Raw genomic sequence first — 16,508 nt, forward strand, 5'->3', positions numbered from 1 at the left:
GGAGCAGGTTCTTTGTTGGCCCGGCTGATCGGTACATGCGGGTGGCTGCCGGGTGTTCGGCCGGGTGTCCGGGCGGTCGGGGGGTGGAGGGCTGTCCTGATCGGCGCGTGTGACGCCCTGGCTTTGTGCGCGTATGGCCAGGTAGATCGCGTTCAGTGCCATGAGATCACCGTCATGTGTCGGTGTCGGTACGTCAGGGCTGTGGGGCCGGGCGTCGGAGGACGCGCCCGGCTCCACAGCATCGCCCCGGTCGGGCCCGTCCGGGGCGGGGAGGCGCTGCGGGCCCGAAGGTGGGTGTGGGCGCTCGCAGCGGTGATGGCATGGGTGGGGGAAGGCGGCCGTGGGGATGTGCCCCCACACGCCTCACGGCGCGTCTTCCCCCGTCTCCGACCGCCTTGGCAGGTGTGGACGGCGGGAGCTTGGAACCCGCTGCCTGCGACAGGGGCGGTACCTGGCGCAGGCAGCGGGGGACTGATGGAGGCGCTTGGCATGTCGGCCTCGCTCAGCGTGGTCCGGTGGTGGTGGCCGGCTGCCAGGCGTGGCGGTCAGGCGAGCACCACAGGGCGAGGACCTCGGCGTTCATTTTCGCCCGCAACTCCTCTGGGTGGCCGGCTTCGACGTAGAGCCCAGGCGGCGGACAGTGTCCGCGGTAGAACGCGACAAGGGCGCGTTTACTCAGGGAGTACATCAGGAGCCAGTCCCGGATCTGCGGTTGCCAGTACGCGACGGCGGCCCTGCCCGCAGCGTCGGCGTTGGCATCGGCGGCGCTCATGAGCATGGTCCCTCCGTGTGCTGTCCAAGGGGTTTGCGGGTGAGGGGCGCTGGCCAGACAGTCCCAAGGCCGATCTGAGTCGGCCGTTCCCGGCCTGCGCCCCTCTTCGGGTGCGTGACGGCGGCTTGAACAGCAGGCCGTCTCGCACCAGGCGTGGCGTGCGGCATGTGGATGAGTGCCACGCCACGATCATGAATTTCGGCTAGTTCAGATAGGCCAGCCAGGCGCGTCCAACGTCGGCGAGCCGCTGCTCCCGCTCGCGCAGTCCGCCCTGATTTCCTCCCGCAGCAGGCGTGGAACGGGCGCATCGAGGGGCATGTTCTTGACCGCCTCCCGCGTAGCGGAGTGTTGACGCGGTTCGTAGCGGGATTCCCCTCAGGAACACGTCGTCGTGGCTGCCGTAGATCCGCACGGCCAGGCCCGCACGGCGACCCTCCGCGTACGTGACGGCGTTGACGCGGCCGCAGTGGCTCTGGACGGCCTTCTGGATGGCGCCGGGAAGGACTTCCCAGCCCAGGTGGATCTTCATGACAGCCTCCGGAGGGGATGTTGGTGGCGGTACTCCAACCACACGCTGGCCTGTACATCGTGGCTGCGCTCGTGGGGACATCACTACGAGGTGGCGGGGGCCATCTAGGACTTCTCGCAGCGTTTCGCCGGACTTGTCTGGACTTCTAGGCCGCGACCGTCGCCGGACTTCTTCTCACCGCCTGTTGTCGGCCCTACCGTGTCCTCAAGAGCTGTCGTCGTGTCCGGCAGGAAGGCCAGCAGCATGGGCGTCACTGTGCTGAGGCGACTCGCTGAAGCCAAAGGGCTCGTCCCCTACCGCAAGTTCGATCGCGCGTACCAGGCCACCGCAGACAAGCTGGGGTGCGTCGGCCACTGCGTTGGGGCCCGCACGTGGAAGCGGTGGCTGGCGGGCGAGGTGGCGAGCAGGCCGTACGCGACGTCATGCCGGGTCCTGGAGACCATGTTCGGCCGGCCGGTGGAAGAACTCCTCACGCCGTTCAGCACCACGGACGGCGCGAGCAGCGGAGCGGCAGCCTTGTCGGCTCGGTCACTCGGTGAAGCCCACAGGGGGATGTACGAAATGATGATGGATGCGGCTGACCAGTCGAGGGAAGCCGCGGGCGACGCGGAACGCGAACTCGGTCAGGCAGCTATGGAGACCATTCAGGACGACATCGTTGAACTGGCCCGCGCCTATCTCCTGCGGTCTCCGATGGAGGAGTTTCCCAGGCTGGTCGCCAAGCGTGACCAGGTCATCACCATGATGGGGGAGACGCGTAAGCCTGCCCAGCTCGGCGAGCTGAACTTCCTCGCCGGAGTGGCCAGTTCGCTGCTCGCTGAGGCGTGCATCGACTTGGGCGAGACCAGACACGCCACCGAGCACGCGCGGGCCGCCTGGTCGTATGCGAACTCGATCGATCACGTGCCGCTCGCGGTGTGGGCGCGCGGCATGATGGCCACCAGCGCCTACTGGGCGGGCCGCCCGCGCGACGCCGTCAACGCCATCAGCCGGGCCGCGCGGCACAACCCGGTTGGGATCGCCGCGTCGCGCGTGCACAGCATCGAGGCTCGTGCTTGGTCGCACATGGGTGACAAGGACCGGACCGTGGCGGCCATTCACGCCGCCATTCACGCTCGCGCTGCCGCCCAGGGCGAGGACGAACTGCAGACGATCGGAGGCGTTTTCGACTGGGACGGGGTGCGAGAACAGCGCTGCTACTCCTCGGCCCTGCTCCAACTGCTCCAGGTGAGCGGAAACGCCTTCGAGCCGCGGGCCGTCCGGGACCTCACGGGTCAGATCCTCGCCTACACCCAGCAGGCGCTGGCCGACGCCCTCGCCCTGCCCGCTGATCAGCGGTCGGCGCCAGTCGTGGCCACTATCCAGACCGAGATGGCCACGGCGTCCGTGATCCTCGGGGACATGATCAACGCCCGGCAGACCCTGGAGGCGGTGCTGAGACTGCCGGCCAACCTGAGAACTTTCCCTGTGCTGCACCGGTTCAGAGCGCTCAGCAAGCAACTCGGAAAGGCGCAGCCCACGCGGCAGACGCGAGCCCTGGCCGACGATCTCGTCACGTTCATCCAAGGCTCCACCGTGCGGGCACTGCCGTCCGGCTCCTAACTGGCCTTATGCGTGATCCACGCTGCCAGGATCGCTGCCTCCCGCTCCGGCGTGATCCCGAGTTCGGCTGCCCGCTCGTTGTTGAGCGCAGGCCCAGCGTGGTTGAGCCACTCCCACGTGTCCGCCACGGTGTCGGCGAGCGGGCGACAAGTCAGCCCCGCCGCGCGGGCGCGAGCCGAGTCCACGCGCCATGTCCCGATATAGGGCCGCCAGAGCGGCAGCTCCGTCCACTCTCGTACACCCTGTTCGATGAGGAAGTCATGGGATACCCACTCCAGCGCGGCTGGAACGCCAGTCGCCTGCCGACAGGCTTCCAGCAGGTCGCCGAAAGTGGCCGATCCGATCGGGGCCGCCAAGTTGCAGGAGCCTGAGAGCTGCCGTTCGGCCGAGTCGAGGGCGTACGCGGCGACGTCCCGCACGTCGATCGGCTGGATCGGCCAATTGGCTCGCCCGGGGGCGAGCACCAGGCCGCCCTCGGAGATCCGGCGCAGCCACCACGGGATGCGCCCGACGTACTCGTGGGGGCCGATGATGACGCCTGGCCGGAGCAACAGCGTCCGATCGGTGCCGAAGATGTGGACAGCCGACTCCTCGCACCCGGCCTTCTCCCGGCCGTACTGGTCGGCGGCGGATTCGCCGGGTGGGGCGCTCCACGACCAGCGGCGTACTGGCGAGCCATCGGTCAACGGCTCCGTGGGCCATCCCTTGTAGACGTTCACGGTGCTGACGTACACGTAGTGGTCCGCCTGGTGGCGGAGGGCACTCGTGGAGATCTCCACCAGGTCAGGGGTCATGCCGCTCGTGTCGATCACCGAGTCATACGGGCCGTGCTGGGCGAGGTCGCCAAGGTCGCGGGGCTCTGTTCGGTCCCCGCGGATCGCGGTGACGCCGGGCACGTCCTGGCCGGACTTGCCGCGGGTGAACGTGACCACCTGGTGGCCGCGCTGGAGGGCCTGCTCGGCCAGGGCACGGCCGAGGAACCAGGTACCTCCAAGGATCAGCAGTCGCATGACCACGATCCTGACGCAGGAGGCCAAGGCCGGGGAAGGGGCGGGTGGCGGGGGCCTCCCCGAAGCCGGTGTGTTCGGGCCAGGGCGAAACGGGCGCGGCCGTCCCGTACAACCCGATACCCGACCAGGGAAGGCTGTCTCGTCAGGAGCCTGGAAGGCGTTCCTGCTTGCCCTGCCGACTACGGGCGGAGGCCCCCGCCGATGGCGAGGGCCTCCTGGAGAGTCGCATCGAGGGGGAAGGTCACACCGAGCGGGCCTTGAACAGGGCCCGGCGGGCCGCCTTGGCCACCTGCTTGTCGGGGTGCACCTGCGAGATCAGGTCGAGTAGCTCCTCCACGTGGGCGTGCGGGATTTTCCAGATCACCTCGAGCAGCTCGTTGACCATCTCCGGCCCGATGTCGCGCAGGCTGCTCACGAACTCCGAACGTCCCAGCCCCGCCGAGATCGTCCACATGTCGAGGATGAGCCAGTGGGTGTCGTCCTGCGTCGGCTCGGGGGCGCCCGGCACCTCGAGCTGGCTCAGGTGCGTGGCGGCGTAAGGTCGCAGCGAGGACTGTTTGAGCGCCGCCTGCCAGGCCGGGACGGCGGCCTCGCCCAGCGTGCCGACCACGCTGGCCGCCTGCACCCTGATCAGCGCATCGCTCTCGTCTTCCGCCGCCGCGTCCAGCAGCTCCTCGGCCGCCCTGCCCGGCTCCCGCAGCCGCATCCAGGCCGCGAACTCGGCGTCGGCCTCGTCCTCCGGCAGCTCGGCGCTCAGCGCCAGCAGCTCGTGGGCGCTCATCGACTCGATCGCCGGACGGGCGTCGACCTCGATGTCGGCGTCGTCGACCAGGTGGATGACGCCCTCGGTGCCCAGCGGCGTCAGCCGCAGGACGCCGTCGTCGACCTCGACCATGCCGTAGCCGGACAGCCACTCGATCGCCGGGGCCAGCGGGTCGCCCGCCGCTTCCCACGCGTCGGCGCCCAGCTCGTCGAGGTCGGCGGCGGCCTCGGCCAGCTCCTGGGTCAGCTCGCCGAGGTCGCGCGAGCCGCCGGCCAGCAGCAGCCGGACCAGCGTGCCCCGCGTCAGGCCGGCCAGGGCCATGGTGAGGTCGTCGTCGTCCAGCTCGGGGTCGCCGTAGTCGACCGAGTGCAGCCCGAGCATCCACGCGTCGAGCACGTCTTCGTCCTCGTCGAACGGCCACTCCGCGGTGTCGTCCTGCACCGCCACCGTGCCGCCCTCGCCCGGCTCCAGGAACTCGAGGTCGACGGCCAGGTTCCAGATGTTCCAGAGCTGGGGTACGGCCTCGGCGGTGGGGCCCTCGGTCTCGGGCCTGGGCAGCCCGACGGCCGCCAGCGCCTCCTCCACCTCGGCGTCGGTGAGCAGGGTGTCCTCGCCCACCCGGCGGCCGGAGCCCACCCACACGGCCAGATCGCGGGCCTTGGCGATCAGCGGCACCTGACGGGCCGCCGCGGCCAGCTCGGAGTCGGGCCGCAGCCTGATCGTGTCGAGCTCGGCCAGCTCGTCGGCGAACGGCTCGAAGTCGCCCAGGTCGCCGGTCTCGTCGTCCTCCTCGTCGCCCTCGGTGTCGTCGAGCAGCTCCTCCATGAGATCGACGAACTCGTCTTCGACGTCGTCGAGCTCGGCCTGCAGATCGGCGAGGGAGTCGGACCCCTTGGCCAGGCGGCCGGTCTGCGAGAGGAACGTCAGGTACGCGTCCACGGCCGGGAGCATCCCGTCGGCGGCGGCGTCGGGATCCTCCACGACCTTCGGCATGCGGTCGAGCAGCAGGTTACGCAGGTCAGCGCGCTTCCACGTGCCCAGGTCCTGCGAGAAGGCGAGACGGTGCCACAGAGCGGCGGGCCCCACGAGCTCGGGGTCGCTTCCGGGGGCGTTCGCACGCGCCCAGATGATGAACTCTTCGAGCAGGGGTCGCAGCTCAGTGGCGGCTACCTCGATGCGATCGGTCACGCACTCAGGCTAGTGTGCCCACGAGGCTGTCGGCTCCCCAAATACCTGCTTTGGCGGATCATGACGTGCGTCGCATGGCCTCGGTGATACGTTCGGCGGCGGCCATGACGGGAACCGCGTGGAGTCGCCCCGGCGCCCTCGTCAGCCGCTCGATGGGCCCAGAGACCGACACCGCCGCGATCACTTTGCCGCCGCTGCCCCTTATCGCCGCCGACACGCTGGCCACACCCTGCTCACGTTCGCCCACGCTGTGGGCCCAGCCGCGCCTGCGTACCGACGCCAGCGTGGCGGCGGTGAACTTGGCCCCGCGCAACCCGCGGTGCAGCCGGTCGGGCTCCTCCCAGGCCAGCAGGATCTGCGCCGCCGAACCCGCCGTCATGGGCAGCGCCGACCCCACGGGAACCGTGTCACGCAGGCCGCTGGCCCGTTCGGCCGCGGCCACGCACACGCGTTCGTCACCCTGGCGGCGATAGAGCTGCGCGCTCTCGCCGGTCAGATCCCTGAGCTGCATCAGCACGGGGGCGGCCACCGCGAGCAGCCGGTCCTCGCCGGCCGCGGTGGACAACTCGGCGAGCCGGGGGCCGAGCACGAACCGGCCCTGTGTGTCACGACTCACAATGCGGTGGTGCTCCAGTGCGACGGCCAGCCGGTGGGCCGTGGGCCGGGCCAGGCCGGTGGCCTGGACGAGCTGGGCAAGTGAAGCGGGTCCCGCTTCCAGGGCATTGAGTACAAGAACTGCCTTGTCGAGTACTCCGACTCCGCTAGAGTTGTCCATACACCGATACTGCCGTCTCGACATATGAGAAAGCAAGTCGGAGGACTCTCGAGGAGGAGATCATGGGCCGCACACTGGCCGAGAAGGTCTGGGAGCAGCACGTAGTCCGTCGCGCGGAGGGTGAGCCGGACCTGCTCTACATCGACCTGCACCTCATTCACGAGGTGACCAGCCCGCAGGCGTTCGACGGGCTCCGTCTCGCCGGCCGGAAGGTGCGAAGGCCCGATCTCACCATCGCCACCGAGGACCACAACGTGCCGACCGTCCTCGGCCCGATCTCCGACCCGGTGTCCAAGACCCAGGTCGAGACGCTGCGCAAGAACGCCGCCGAGTTCGGCGTCCGGCTCCATCCGATGGGCGACGCCGGGCAGGGCGTGGTGCACATCATCGGCCCGCAGTTCGGCCTGACCCAGCCCGGCATGACGATCGTGTGCGGCGACTCCCACACCTCCACGCACGGCGCGTTCGGCGGCATCGCGTTCGGCATCGGCACCTCCGAGGTCGAGCACGTGCTGGCCACGCAGACGCTGCCCGCCTACCGGCCCAAGACGATGGCCATCGAGGTCTCGGGCGAGCTGCCCGTCGGCGTCACGGCCAAAGACCTGATCCTGGCCATCATCGCCAAGATCGGCACCGGTGGCGGCCAGGGCTACATCGTCGAGTACCGGGGCGAGGCCGTACGCGAGCTCTCCATGGAGGGCCGCATGACGGTCTGCAACATGTCGATCGAGGCCGGCGCGCGGGCCGGCATGATCGCCCCGGACGAGACCACGTTCGCCTACCTCAAGGGCCGCCCGCACGCCCCGGAGGGCGAGCAGTGGGACCGGGCCGTCGAATACTGGAAGTCGCTGCGCACGGACGACGACGCCGTGTTCGACAAGGTCGTGGAGATCGACGCCGCGACGCTGACCCCCTACGTCACGTGGGGCACGAACCCGGGCCAGGGCCTGCCGCTGGGCGGGTCAGTGCCCGCGCCCGGCAGCTTCGCCGACCCGGTCGAGCGCTCGGCTGCCGAGCGGGCGCTCGCCTACATGGGCCTGACCGCCGGCACGCCGCTGCGGGAGATCGAGGTCGACACCGTCTTCGTCGGCTCCTGCACGAACGGCCGCATCGAGGACCTGCGCTCGGCCGCCGAGATCCTGCGCGGCCGCCAGGTCAAGACCCGCACGCTCATCGTGCCCGGCTCGATGATGGTCAAGAAGCAGGCCGAGCAGGAGGGCCTGGACGAGGTGTTCAAGGCCGCCGGCGCGGAGTGGCGCGAGGCGGGCTGCTCGATGTGCCTGGGCATGAACCCCGACACGCTCCAGCCCGGCGAGCGCAGCGCCTCCACCTCCAACCGCAACTTCGAGGGCCGCCAGGGCAAGGGTGGCCGTACGCACCTGGTGTCGCCGCAGGTCGCCGCCGCGACCGCCGTCACCGGCCGCCTCACCGCCCCCGCCGACCTCTAAGGAGAGACACCGAGATGGAAGCCTTCACCACCCACACCGGTACGGCGGTGCCGCTGCGCCGCAGCAACGTCGACACCGACCAGATCATCCCGGCCGTCTGGCTCAAGCAGGTCAGCCGCACCGGCTTCGAGAAGGGCCTGTTCGCGGCCTGGCGCGAGGACCCGGCGTTCGTCCTCAACGACCCCTCCTACGAGGGCGGCTCGATCCTGGTCTCCGGCCCCGACTTCGGCACCGGCTCCTCCCGCGAGCACGCCGTCTGGGCGCTGCAGCAGTACGGGTTCCGCGTCGTGATCGCCGCCCGCTTCGGCGACATCTTCCGCAACAACTCCACCAAGATGGGCCTGCTGCCGGTCATCCTGCCCGGCGACCGGGTCGAGGCCCTGCAGGCGGCCGTCGAGGCGGACCCGAAGCTGGACGTCACCGTCGATCTGGCCGAGCGCCAGGTGCGCTGGGCCGGCGAGGTCGTCCCGTTCGAGATCGACGACTACACCCGCTGGCGGCTCATGGAGGGGCTCGACGACATCGGGCTGACCCTGCGTCACGCCGGCGCGGTGGCGGCGTACGAGAATGGTCGGCAGCCATGGCTGCCGACGACCGTCTAGAAGACGACGAACTGGCGCGGCGGTTGCGCGAGGCGCACCGCCGCGTCCGCGTGCTCCCCGCCGCCGAGAAGGAACGCGTGGCCCGCCGATATCTGGCCATCTGCGACCTCGCCAAGCGCGATCCGGAAAGAGCGGCGGCCCGTCTCGAAGCGTTTCTGACCGCTCTTGACGTCGACTTCGACACGCCACGCAATGAAGAAAATACGCTGGGTGATTGAGTTCCCTGCCGATCCCGCCTACTTTCGAGCGCGTAAGGGGTTTCTACGTCGAACTCGTGAGCTGGAACCCCGAGCCGTAACTGGGGGAGCAGGACTTTCATGAACAAGCGAGAACTCGTCGAGGCCATCGCGGATCGGGTGGGCGACAGGAAGACGGCCACCGAGGCCGTCAACGCGGTCGTCGACGCCATTCAGAAGGCTGTGGCCGGCGGCGACAAGGTCTCGATCACGGGCTTCGGCGCGTTCGAGATGGTGAACAAGCCCGCCCGCACGGCGCGTAACCCGTCGACCGGCGCCGAAATCAACGTCGCCGAGAGCTGGGCGCCGAAGTTCCGTGCCGGCTCCGATTTCAAAGAGCTGGTGAACGAGGGCGGCAAGAAAATCGGCAAGAGGAAGTAAATCCAGCGGACCAGCGCCCGGGCCATCGGCCCGGGCGTCCGTATTCCCGCCCCCGCGCCCGGGAAAGGGGATCGGGCCCGCACGATCCGTGCCCGCCCGCGTCCACGGAGAGAGGGCGGGGGCCAGGAGCCCGCCACGGCCTCGAAAGAGGGCAGGGGCCGGGAGCCCAGCACAGCCCGGAAAGAGGCCGGGGGCCAGGAGCCCGCCACGGCCTGGAAAGAGGCCGGGGGCTAGGGACCTTCCGCGGCCTGGAAAGAGGCCGGGACCGGGAAAGTCGACAGCGTGATGTAGGCGATTTTCCCGCCGGACACCCCGAGATTGACCCGCTGGCCCGTGCGGAGCAGCCGAAGCGGGCCCGCGTCGAAGGCGGGCGCGCCGAACTCCAGCACGGCCCCGTCGTCGAGGAACACCGTGCCGGAACGCGTGGCCTCGTCGAAACTGCGTACCGTCGCCTGCACGCGACCAGCTTAGGCGGTTGCCCGACGCCGGACGAGCGCGCACGATCAGCTCATGCGCCCGCTGGAAGACTTCTGGCGGTTCGTCTGGGCGAACGGGGTCACCCATCTCGGCACCCAGGTCACGGTCGTCGCCCTGCCGCTGACCGCCGTGCTCACCCTGGAGGCCGGCGCCTTCGAACTCGGCCTGCTGTCGGCCGCCCAGATGGCCGCCTTCCTGCTGATCGGGCTGCCCGCCGGGGCCTGGGTGGACCGGTGGCCGCGCCGCCCGGTCCTCGTCTGGTCCGACCTGGTCAGGGGCCTGGCGCTGCTCACCGTCCCGGCCGCCGCCTGGGCGGGCCTGCTCACGCTGCCGCACCTGTACGCCGTCGCGCTGGTATTGGGCGCGGGCACCGTCTTCTTCGACGTGGCGCAGATGAGCTTCATGCCCGCGATCGTGCCCAAGGACCGGCTCGAACGGGCCAACGGGCGGCTCGAGGTCACCCGGCAGGTGTCCGTGCTGGCGGGGCCGGGGCTGGGCGGCTGGCTGGTGAGCGCGTTGACCGCGCCGTTCGCGCTGCTGGCGGACGCGGTCGGCTATCTGGCCTCGGCCCGCCTGCTGTCCGGGATCCGGGCGGCGGAACGGCCGGAGCCGCCGCCCGCCCGGGGGCGGCTGCGGGCGGAGATGCGTGAGGGGGTCGCGTTCGTGCTGCGGGAGCCGGTGCTGCGCCGGGTGGCCGCCGGGGGCGCGCTCACCCGGGTGGCCCTCGGGATCTGCGCCGTCGGCTACCCGCTCTACCTCGTGGTGGACCTGCGCCTGGACGCCGTGACGTACGGCCTGCTGCTGTCGGCCCCGGCCGTCGGCGCTCTGTGCGGCGCGCCGCTGGCGGCCAGGCTGACGGCCAGCCTCGGGATCGGCGCCACCCTGTACGCCTCCGCCGCGCTCACCCTGGCCCTGGGGCTGCCCGCGCTGGCCACGGGCCCCGGCTGGCGGCTGCTGATCTTCCCGGTCGCCTCGGCCCTGGCGGGCGCCGCCGCCGTGGTCTTCAACGTGGCCCAGCTCAGCTACCGCCAGCGCATCACCCCGGAACGCCTGCTGGGCCGGGTCAACGCCAGCATGCGTTTCCTCATGTGGGGGGCGATGCCGCTGGGCGGGCTGGCGGGCGGCGCGCTGGGGGAGTGGCTGGGCGGGTACGGGGTGTTCGCCGCCGGGGTGGCCCTGCTCGGCCTGTCCTACCTCGCGGTCGTCACGACCCCCGGCATCAGACGGGTGGCGGCCCGGTGACCTGGGGTCGATGGACGCGGGTGCCCTGCCGGAGGGCTCAGGCTGGTGGCGGCGTGGTGATCTCGAAGGTCGGCCAGAGGTCGGCGACGACCGCCGCCGTGTGCGGTCCGAGGCCCAGGGCGAGGGCCGCGCGCAGGTCGTCGGGTGTGTCCACGTCGCGCCTGACCGAGTCGGTCCCCGGCACGCACAGCTCCTTGGCCCCTCCGGCGAGGTGCTTGGCCCGCGACTCCCCGCCGAACCTGGGCGCGAACGGCGTGCCCGGCCGTACCCCGTAGAAGGTCGTGCCGACGTCGAGCGCGTCGGGCACGAACGACTGGTCGAACTCGGCCGCCGCCTCCAGCGCCAGCGCCAGCTCGGCCGGCCGCAGGGCGGGCAGGTCGGCCTGGAGCGCGCCCACCGCGTCGCCGGGCGCGACACGTACGGCGTGCGCGGCCCCCGTACGCAGGGCCGTGTTCAGCCCTCGGTCGGGGTCGTGCACCACGTCGGCCCCCAGCGCGGCGAGCGGCCCGGCGGCGGCGGGGTCGGCCGTCACCACGATTACCCGCGCGACCGGCGGGCAGGAGAGCGCGGCGGCCAAGGTGTCACACGCCACGGCCACGGCCAGCCGGGTACGGTGCGGCCCCGTCGCGGCCGCGAGCCGAGTCTTCGCCGCGACCAGCGTCTTCACCGGAATGACCAAGGACCAGCGGATGCTCATAGGGTAAGCATCGCGCCTCGACATCCCGCGCGGCCAACCGGGAGACTTGGGGCTCGATCCCGTAGGTGTTGGAGGAGACCATGAGCCGCCCCACGCGACCATCGCGCTTCTGGGAGACCTTTGCCGTCGCCATGGTGAAACCACTGTCGCGGCTCCTGGTCAAGCGTGACTGGCGCAACGGCGACCGCCTCCCCAAGACCGGCGGCGTGATCATCGCGACCAACCACCTGTCGTGGACCGATCCCGTGCTGCTGTCGCACTTCCTGTACAACAACGGCCGCTGGCCGGTGATCCTGGCGAAGTCGGGGCTGTTCAGGGTGCCGTTCCTGGGGCGGGCCATCAGCGGCCTGCTGGCGATCCCGGTCGATCGCGGCAGCAACGAGGCGGCCAGGTCGCTGCGCCTCTCGGCCGAGCGGCTGGCCGACGGCTGCGCGATCCTGTTCTACCCGGAGGGCACCTGCACCCGCGACCCCGACCTGTGGCCCATGGTGGGCAAGACGGGCGCGGCCCGGCTGGCGCTGGAGAGCGGGGCGCCGGTCATCCCGGTGGCGCATTGGGGAGCGCAGGAGCTGCTGCCGTACGGTGAGAAGAAGCCCCGGCTGTTCCCGCGCAAGACGTTCCACGTGACCGTGGGCCCGCCGGTCGACCTGTCCAAATACGCGGGCAGGTCGTCGCACGCCGATGTGCTGCGCGAGGCGACGGCCGACATCATGGCGGCGGTCACCGAGCAGCTCGCCGAGCTGCGGGGCGAGAAGGCCCCGGAGACTCCCTACGACCCCGCCGGACGGTGAAGGCATGACGAAGGCAGCCGTTTTCGGCACGGGCTCGTGGGGCACCACGTTCGCGATGATCCTGGCGGAGGCCGGTAACGAGGTCACGCTGTGGGGCCGCAGGGCCGAGCTGGTCGAGTCCATCGACCGTGACCACGTCAACCCCGACTACCTGCCGGGCGTGCCGCTGCCCGCCTCGCTGCGGGCGACGACCGACCCCGAGCGGGCGCTGGCCGGGGCCGACTTCGTGGTGCTCGCCGTGCCCTCGCAGCGCCTGCGCCCCAACCTGGCCGTCTGGCGGCCGTACATCCCGTCAGAGGCCGTGCTGGTGAGCCTGATGAAGGGCATCGAGCTGGGCACGACCAAGCGGATGAGCGAGGTGATCCGCGAGGTGGCCGAGGTGCCGGAAGAGCGGGTCGCCGTCGTGTCCGGGCCCAATCTGGCCAAGGAGATCGCCCAGCGGCAGCCCGCCGCCACGGTCGTGGCCTGCGCCGACGAGTCGGTGGCCGAGCGGCTGCAGGCGATCTGCCACCTGCCGCCGTGGTTCCGCCCGTACACCAACCCCGACGTGGTCGGGGTCGAGCTGGGCGGCGCGGTGAAGAACGTGATCGCCCTGGCCGTCGGCGTCTCCGCGGGCATGGGCATGGGCGACAACGTCAGCGCCATGCTGATCACCCGGGGGCTGGCGGAGATCTCCCGCCTGGGGGCGGCTCTGGGGGCCGACGCGCACACGTTCGCCGGTCTGGCCGGGATGGGCGACCTCGTGGCGACGTGCGTGTCCCCGCTGTCGCGCAACCGTACGTTCGGGGAGAACCTGGGCCGCGGCATGACGCTGGCCGAGGCCGTCGCGGCCACCAAGCAGACCGCCGAGGGCGTGAAGTCCTGCGAGTCCGTGCTCGAACTCGCCAGGAAGCACGACGTCGAGATGCCGATCACCGAGGTCGTCGTCGGTGTCGTCCACGACGGCATGTCGCCGGCGGAGGCGGGCATGCTGCTCATGTCCCGCTCGCCCAAGCCCGAGCGCTACGGCTTGTGAGAATGACCTGAACACGGCGTGCTCGGCTCGCTGTGACAGGGACACCCCGGTAGATTCGGACACCATGAGCAAGCCACGCGTCGCCGTCCTTTTCGGAGGCCGCAATTCAGAGCACGCCGTATCCCTCATGGGGGCCGGCAGCGTGCTCGATGCCATCGACAGGAGCAAGTACGAGGTGATCCCCATCGGGATCGCCCAGGACGGCAGGTGGGTGCTGGCCGCTTCCGACCAGCGGTACGCCATCGAGGACGGCGAGCTGCCGGTCGTCGACAGCACGGGCGCGGCCCTGGCCCTGCCCTCCGGCGGCAGCGCGCTGGTGGCCTACGACCCCGGCAGCATCCCCGTCGAGCTTGGCACGGTCGACGTGGTGTTCCCGGTGATGCACGGCCCGTTCGCCGAAGACGGCACCATCCAGGGCCTGCTGGAGATGGCCGGCGTACGTTACGTCGGCTCCGGCGTGCTGGCCAGCGCCGTCGGCATGGACAAGCCCCACATGAAGACGGTCATGGCCGCCGCGGGGTTGCCGACCGGCCGCTACGTCGTCGTACGCGAGCGCGAATGGCGGCTCGACCACGAACGCGTGCTCAAGGAGGCCGAGGAGCTCGGCTACCCCGTCTTCGTCAAGCCGGCCAGGGCGGGCTCCTCGCAGGGCATCTCCAAGGCCCACGACCGGGCCGAGCTGGTGGAGGCGGTGGAGCTGGCCAGGCGGCACGACCCAAAGGTGATCATCGAGGCCGAGATCGTGGGCCGCGAGATCGAGTGCGCGGTGCTGGAGTCGCTGGGCGACGAGCCCGCCGCCGCGTCGCTGCCCGGTGAGGTGAAGGTGGAGGGCGGCCAGGAGTTCTTCGACTTCGAGGCGAAGTACTACCCCGACCAGATGTCGCTCACCGTGCCCGCCGAAATCCCGCAGGAGACGGCCGAGGAGCTGCGCGCGATGGCCGTGCGCGCGTTCGAGGCGCTCGACTGCGAGGGGCTCGCGCGGGTCGACTTCTTCTACACGCCCGACGGCAAGGTGGTGCTCAACGAGATCAACACCATGCCGGGGTTCACCTCGCTGTCGGTCGCGCCGCAGCTCTGGGCGGCTTCGGGGCTGTCGTACCCGGCGCTGGTCGAGCGGCTGATCCAGCTCGCGCTGTCGCGGTCGCCGGGGCTGCGGTGAGCGGTCAGCGGGGCGCGGCCGAGATCTGGGCGATCGGCTTCGACAGATCGGCCAGCACTTCGGCGGCCACGTGCTCGCCGCCGACCGTGACCTCCACGTAGGCGGTGTCGGTCACGGCCGTGAACAACGTGGTCCTGTCGGGGTCGGCGAACCAGCCCACTCCGCCGATCTCCTGGAGCTGGTCGGTGGGCGCCATCCTGACCGGCCGGGGCACGCCGCAGCGCAGCGCGATGGTGCCCGGCCCCCAGACGGCCACGTACGGCGACTCGGGCGCGGTCGTGCCACGCTCGTCGCCGTCGAGCATCGACGGCAGCAGCGTGGCCAGTCGGTCACAGGCCGTGACCGCCTCGCCCTGCGGCACGGGAGGCTCGACCTGTACGGTGCCGCCGCAACCGGCGAGTGCTAGGAGAACGAGCAGGACGGCGGCGGCACGCATACGACGACTACCTTCAGATGTGGACAATCGGACACGTAAGGGTACGCGTGATTCCCTCCACCGCCTGAATCTGCGCCACGACGAGCTTGCCCAGCTCATCGACGTTGTTGGCCTCCGCGCGAACGATCACGTCGTACGGCCCCGTCACGTCTTCCGCCTGAGTGACCCCGGGAATCCCGGAGATCTCGCGAGCCACCGCGGCGGCCTTGCCGACCTCGGTCTGGATAAGGATGTAGGCCTGCACCATCACGTCCTCCCGGGCGATTCGATCACGCCGAAGGGCCACCGTACCCTGTGTGCGTCAGGAGGTGCGTCATCACAGTCGGAGATCTCGGCGAATTCGGTGTGGTAACTCGTATTACCGGACGTCTGCCCCAGGGCGCGGCGGTAATGCTCGGCCCGGGTGACGACGCCGCCGTGCTCAGCGCGCCCGACGGGCGTGTGGTGGTCTCGACGGATGTGCTGATCGAGGGCAGGCACTTCCGCCGCGACTGGTCCAGCGGCTACGACGTGGGCCGCAAGGCCGCCGCCCAGAACCTGTCCGACGTGGCCGCCATGGGCGCGACGCCGACGTCCATCGTGGTCGGGCTCGGCATCCCCGCCGACCTGCCCCTGACCTGGCTCGACGAGCTGACCGACGGCTTCGTGGACGAGTGCGCGACCGTGGGGGCGAGCGTGGCGGGCGGCGACGTCACCCGCTGCGACCTGGTCGTCATCGGCGTGACCGCGCTGGGCGACCTGGGTGGGCGGGCTCCCGTGACCAGGTCGGGAGCCAGGCCGGGGCACGTGGTGGCGGTGACAGGCCGGCTCGGTTACGCCGCCGCCGGATGGGCCCTGCTGGAGGCGGGCGTGCCGGTGGACTCGCCCGCCCTGCGGGAGGCGGTGGCCGGGCACCGCAGGCCGTGTCCTCCGTACGCGATGGGGCCCCTGGCGGCCGAGCTGGGCGCGAGCGCGATGCTGGACGTCAGCGACGGCTTCCTCCAGGACGTGGGCCACATCGCCGAGGCCGCGGGCGTACGCGTCGAGCTCGATCCCCGGGCGTTCACGGTGGCGGAGCCGGTGGCGGCGGCGGCCAAGGAGCTGGGGGCCGATCCGCTGGAGTGGGTGCTGTCGGGTGGCGAGGATCACGCCTTGGCGGCGACGTTCCCTCCGGACGTACGGCTGCCGGCGTCGTGGCAGGTCGTGGGCCGGGTGGTCGAGGGGGAGGGCGTCCTGGTGTATGGGCGAGAAATCGGGCGTCGCGGATGGGATCACTTTCGGTGATGAGATGTCCCGATTTACGTGAAATTTTCCCGTTTTGGGGTATCACTAGCGGGATTGCTGTGACAGCGGCGTAGTAAAGGTGTTATGAAGATTGGCGGCCACTGTAACCGGCAGAAAGGGCA

The 16,508-nt window shown here is 70.7% G+C and carries 19 protein-coding genes; 10 read left to right on the plus strand and 9 right to left on the minus strand.

What is annotated here, in order from left to right:
* Window positions 1-502: 502 nt before the first annotated feature.
* Window positions 503-778: a hypothetical protein gene (locus tag ABD844_RS24825; RefSeq protein WP_344882463.1), complete on the minus strand. Its 276-nt coding sequence runs from the start codon at window positions 776-778 to the stop codon at window positions 503-505.
* 196 nt (window positions 779-974) lie between these two features.
* Window positions 975-1,301 carry a hypothetical protein gene (locus ABD844_RS24830; RefSeq protein ID WP_344882466.1) on the minus strand — a complete coding sequence of 109 codons (327 nt, stop codon included), beginning with the start codon at window positions 1,299-1,301 and terminating at the stop codon, window positions 975-977.
* Window positions 1,302-1,742: 441 nt separating this feature from the next.
* Between ABD844_RS24830 and ABD844_RS24835 the strand changes: the two genes are divergently transcribed.
* On the plus strand, window positions 1,743-2,903 hold the full coding sequence (locus tag ABD844_RS24835; protein ID WP_344882468.1) for a hypothetical protein: 1,161 nt from the start codon (window positions 1,743-1,745) through the stop codon (window positions 2,901-2,903).
* Here ABD844_RS24835 and ABD844_RS24840 read toward each other — a convergent pair.
* The 3 genes from ABD844_RS24840 to ABD844_RS24850 all read right to left on the minus strand — a co-directional run bounded on the left by ABD844_RS24840 (window position 2,900) and on the right by ABD844_RS24850 (window position 6,639).
* The gene (locus ABD844_RS24840) at window positions 2,900-3,913 is read right to left on the minus strand and encodes an NAD-dependent epimerase/dehydratase family protein (protein ID WP_344882471.1); all 1,014 of its coding nucleotides are present in this window, start codon (window positions 3,911-3,913) and stop codon (window positions 2,900-2,902) included. The two genes, ABD844_RS24835 and ABD844_RS24840, sit on opposite strands and share 4 nt — an antisense overlap.
* A gap of 241 nt (window positions 3,914-4,154) precedes the next feature.
* Window positions 4,155-5,864, minus strand: a complete 1,710-nt coding sequence (locus tag ABD844_RS24845; protein ID WP_344882474.1) for a hypothetical protein — start codon at window positions 5,862-5,864, stop codon at window positions 4,155-4,157.
* A 58-nt stretch (window positions 5,865-5,922) separates the two neighbouring features.
* Window positions 5,923-6,639, minus strand: coding sequence for an IclR family transcriptional regulator (locus ABD844_RS24850; protein ID WP_344882476.1), 717 nt, complete (start codon window positions 6,637-6,639; stop codon window positions 5,923-5,925).
* A gap of 62 nt (window positions 6,640-6,701) precedes the next feature.
* Here ABD844_RS24850 and leuC point away from each other — a divergent pair, with 62 nt between their 5' ends.
* The 4 genes from leuC to ABD844_RS24870 all read left to right on the plus strand — a co-directional run bounded on the left by leuC (window position 6,702) and on the right by ABD844_RS24870 (window position 9,306).
* The gene (gene leuC / locus ABD844_RS24855; RefSeq protein ID WP_344882479.1) at window positions 6,702-8,087 is read left to right on the plus strand and encodes a 3-isopropylmalate dehydratase large subunit; all 1,386 of its coding nucleotides are present in this window, start codon (window positions 6,702-6,704) and stop codon (window positions 8,085-8,087) included.
* 14 nt (window positions 8,088-8,101) lie between these two features.
* A complete protein-coding gene (leuD, locus tag ABD844_RS24860) occupies window positions 8,102-8,689 on the plus strand; it encodes a 3-isopropylmalate dehydratase small subunit (RefSeq protein WP_344882482.1) in 588 nt (195 codons plus the stop codon).
* A complete protein-coding gene (locus tag ABD844_RS24865; protein WP_344882485.1) occupies window positions 8,668-8,907 on the plus strand; it encodes an SCO5555 family protein in 240 nt (79 codons plus the stop codon). The genes leuD and ABD844_RS24865 overlap by 22 nt, the downstream gene beginning before the upstream one ends.
* Before the next feature lie 99 nt (window positions 8,908-9,006).
* Window positions 9,007-9,306: an HU family DNA-binding protein gene (locus ABD844_RS24870; protein ID WP_344882488.1), complete on the plus strand. Its 300-nt coding sequence runs from the start codon at window positions 9,007-9,009 to the stop codon at window positions 9,304-9,306.
* Window positions 9,307-9,536: 230 nt separating this feature from the next.
* On the opposite strand, the gene ABD844_RS24875 is transcribed toward ABD844_RS24870, so the two are convergent.
* Entirely contained in the window at window positions 9,537-9,764 is a 228-nt protein-coding gene (locus tag ABD844_RS24875; RefSeq protein ID WP_344882490.1) for a hypothetical protein, read from the minus strand.
* Between the two features lie 52 nt (window positions 9,765-9,816).
* On the opposite strand from ABD844_RS24875, the gene ABD844_RS24880 reads away from it, so the two are divergent.
* Window positions 9,817-11,025: an MFS transporter gene (locus ABD844_RS24880; protein WP_344882492.1), complete on the plus strand. Its 1,209-nt coding sequence runs from the start codon at window positions 9,817-9,819 to the stop codon at window positions 11,023-11,025.
* 37 nt (window positions 11,026-11,062) lie between these two features.
* Here ABD844_RS24880 and cofC read toward each other — a convergent pair whose 3' ends face one another.
* A complete protein-coding gene (cofC, locus tag ABD844_RS24885; RefSeq protein WP_344882495.1) occupies window positions 11,063-11,722 on the minus strand; it encodes a 2-phospho-L-lactate guanylyltransferase in 660 nt (219 codons plus the stop codon).
* An 80-nt stretch (window positions 11,723-11,802) separates the two neighbouring features.
* Between cofC and ABD844_RS24890 the strand changes: the two genes are divergently transcribed.
* The 3 genes from ABD844_RS24890 to ABD844_RS24900 all read left to right on the plus strand — a co-directional run bounded on the left by ABD844_RS24890 (window position 11,803) and on the right by ABD844_RS24900 (window position 14,687).
* Window positions 11,803-12,513 carry a lysophospholipid acyltransferase family protein gene (locus tag ABD844_RS24890; protein WP_344882498.1) on the plus strand — a complete coding sequence of 237 codons (711 nt, stop codon included), beginning with the start codon at window positions 11,803-11,805 and terminating at the stop codon, window positions 12,511-12,513.
* Between the two features lie 4 nt (window positions 12,514-12,517).
* Entirely contained in the window at window positions 12,518-13,528 is a 1,011-nt protein-coding gene (locus tag ABD844_RS24895; RefSeq protein WP_344882501.1) for an NAD(P)H-dependent glycerol-3-phosphate dehydrogenase, read from the plus strand.
* A 64-nt stretch (window positions 13,529-13,592) separates the two neighbouring features.
* Window positions 13,593-14,687: a D-alanine--D-alanine ligase family protein gene (locus ABD844_RS24900; RefSeq protein WP_344882504.1), complete on the plus strand. Its 1,095-nt coding sequence runs from the start codon at window positions 13,593-13,595 to the stop codon at window positions 14,685-14,687.
* A 4-nt stretch (window positions 14,688-14,691) separates the two neighbouring features.
* Here the strand turns inward: ABD844_RS24900 and ABD844_RS24905 are convergent, their stop codons facing one another.
* Window positions 14,692-15,123, minus strand: a complete 432-nt coding sequence (locus ABD844_RS24905; protein ID WP_344882507.1) for a DUF3515 family protein — start codon at window positions 15,121-15,123, stop codon at window positions 14,692-14,694.
* 13 nt (window positions 15,124-15,136) lie between these two features.
* On the minus strand, window positions 15,137-15,370 hold the full coding sequence (locus tag ABD844_RS24910) for an Lrp/AsnC family transcriptional regulator (protein ID WP_106249262.1): 234 nt from the start codon (window positions 15,368-15,370) through the stop codon (window positions 15,137-15,139).
* 68 nt (window positions 15,371-15,438) lie between these two features.
* Between ABD844_RS24910 and ABD844_RS24915 the strand changes: the two genes are divergently transcribed.
* Entirely contained in the window at window positions 15,439-16,386 is a 948-nt protein-coding gene (locus ABD844_RS24915) for a thiamine-phosphate kinase (RefSeq protein WP_425568644.1), read from the plus strand.
* Window positions 16,387-16,508 lie beyond the last annotated feature (122 nt).

The organism is Nonomuraea antimicrobica (assembly GCF_039536965.1).
GTDB classification, from domain to species: domain Bacteria; phylum Actinomycetota; class Actinomycetes; order Streptosporangiales; family Streptosporangiaceae; genus Nonomuraea; species Nonomuraea antimicrobica.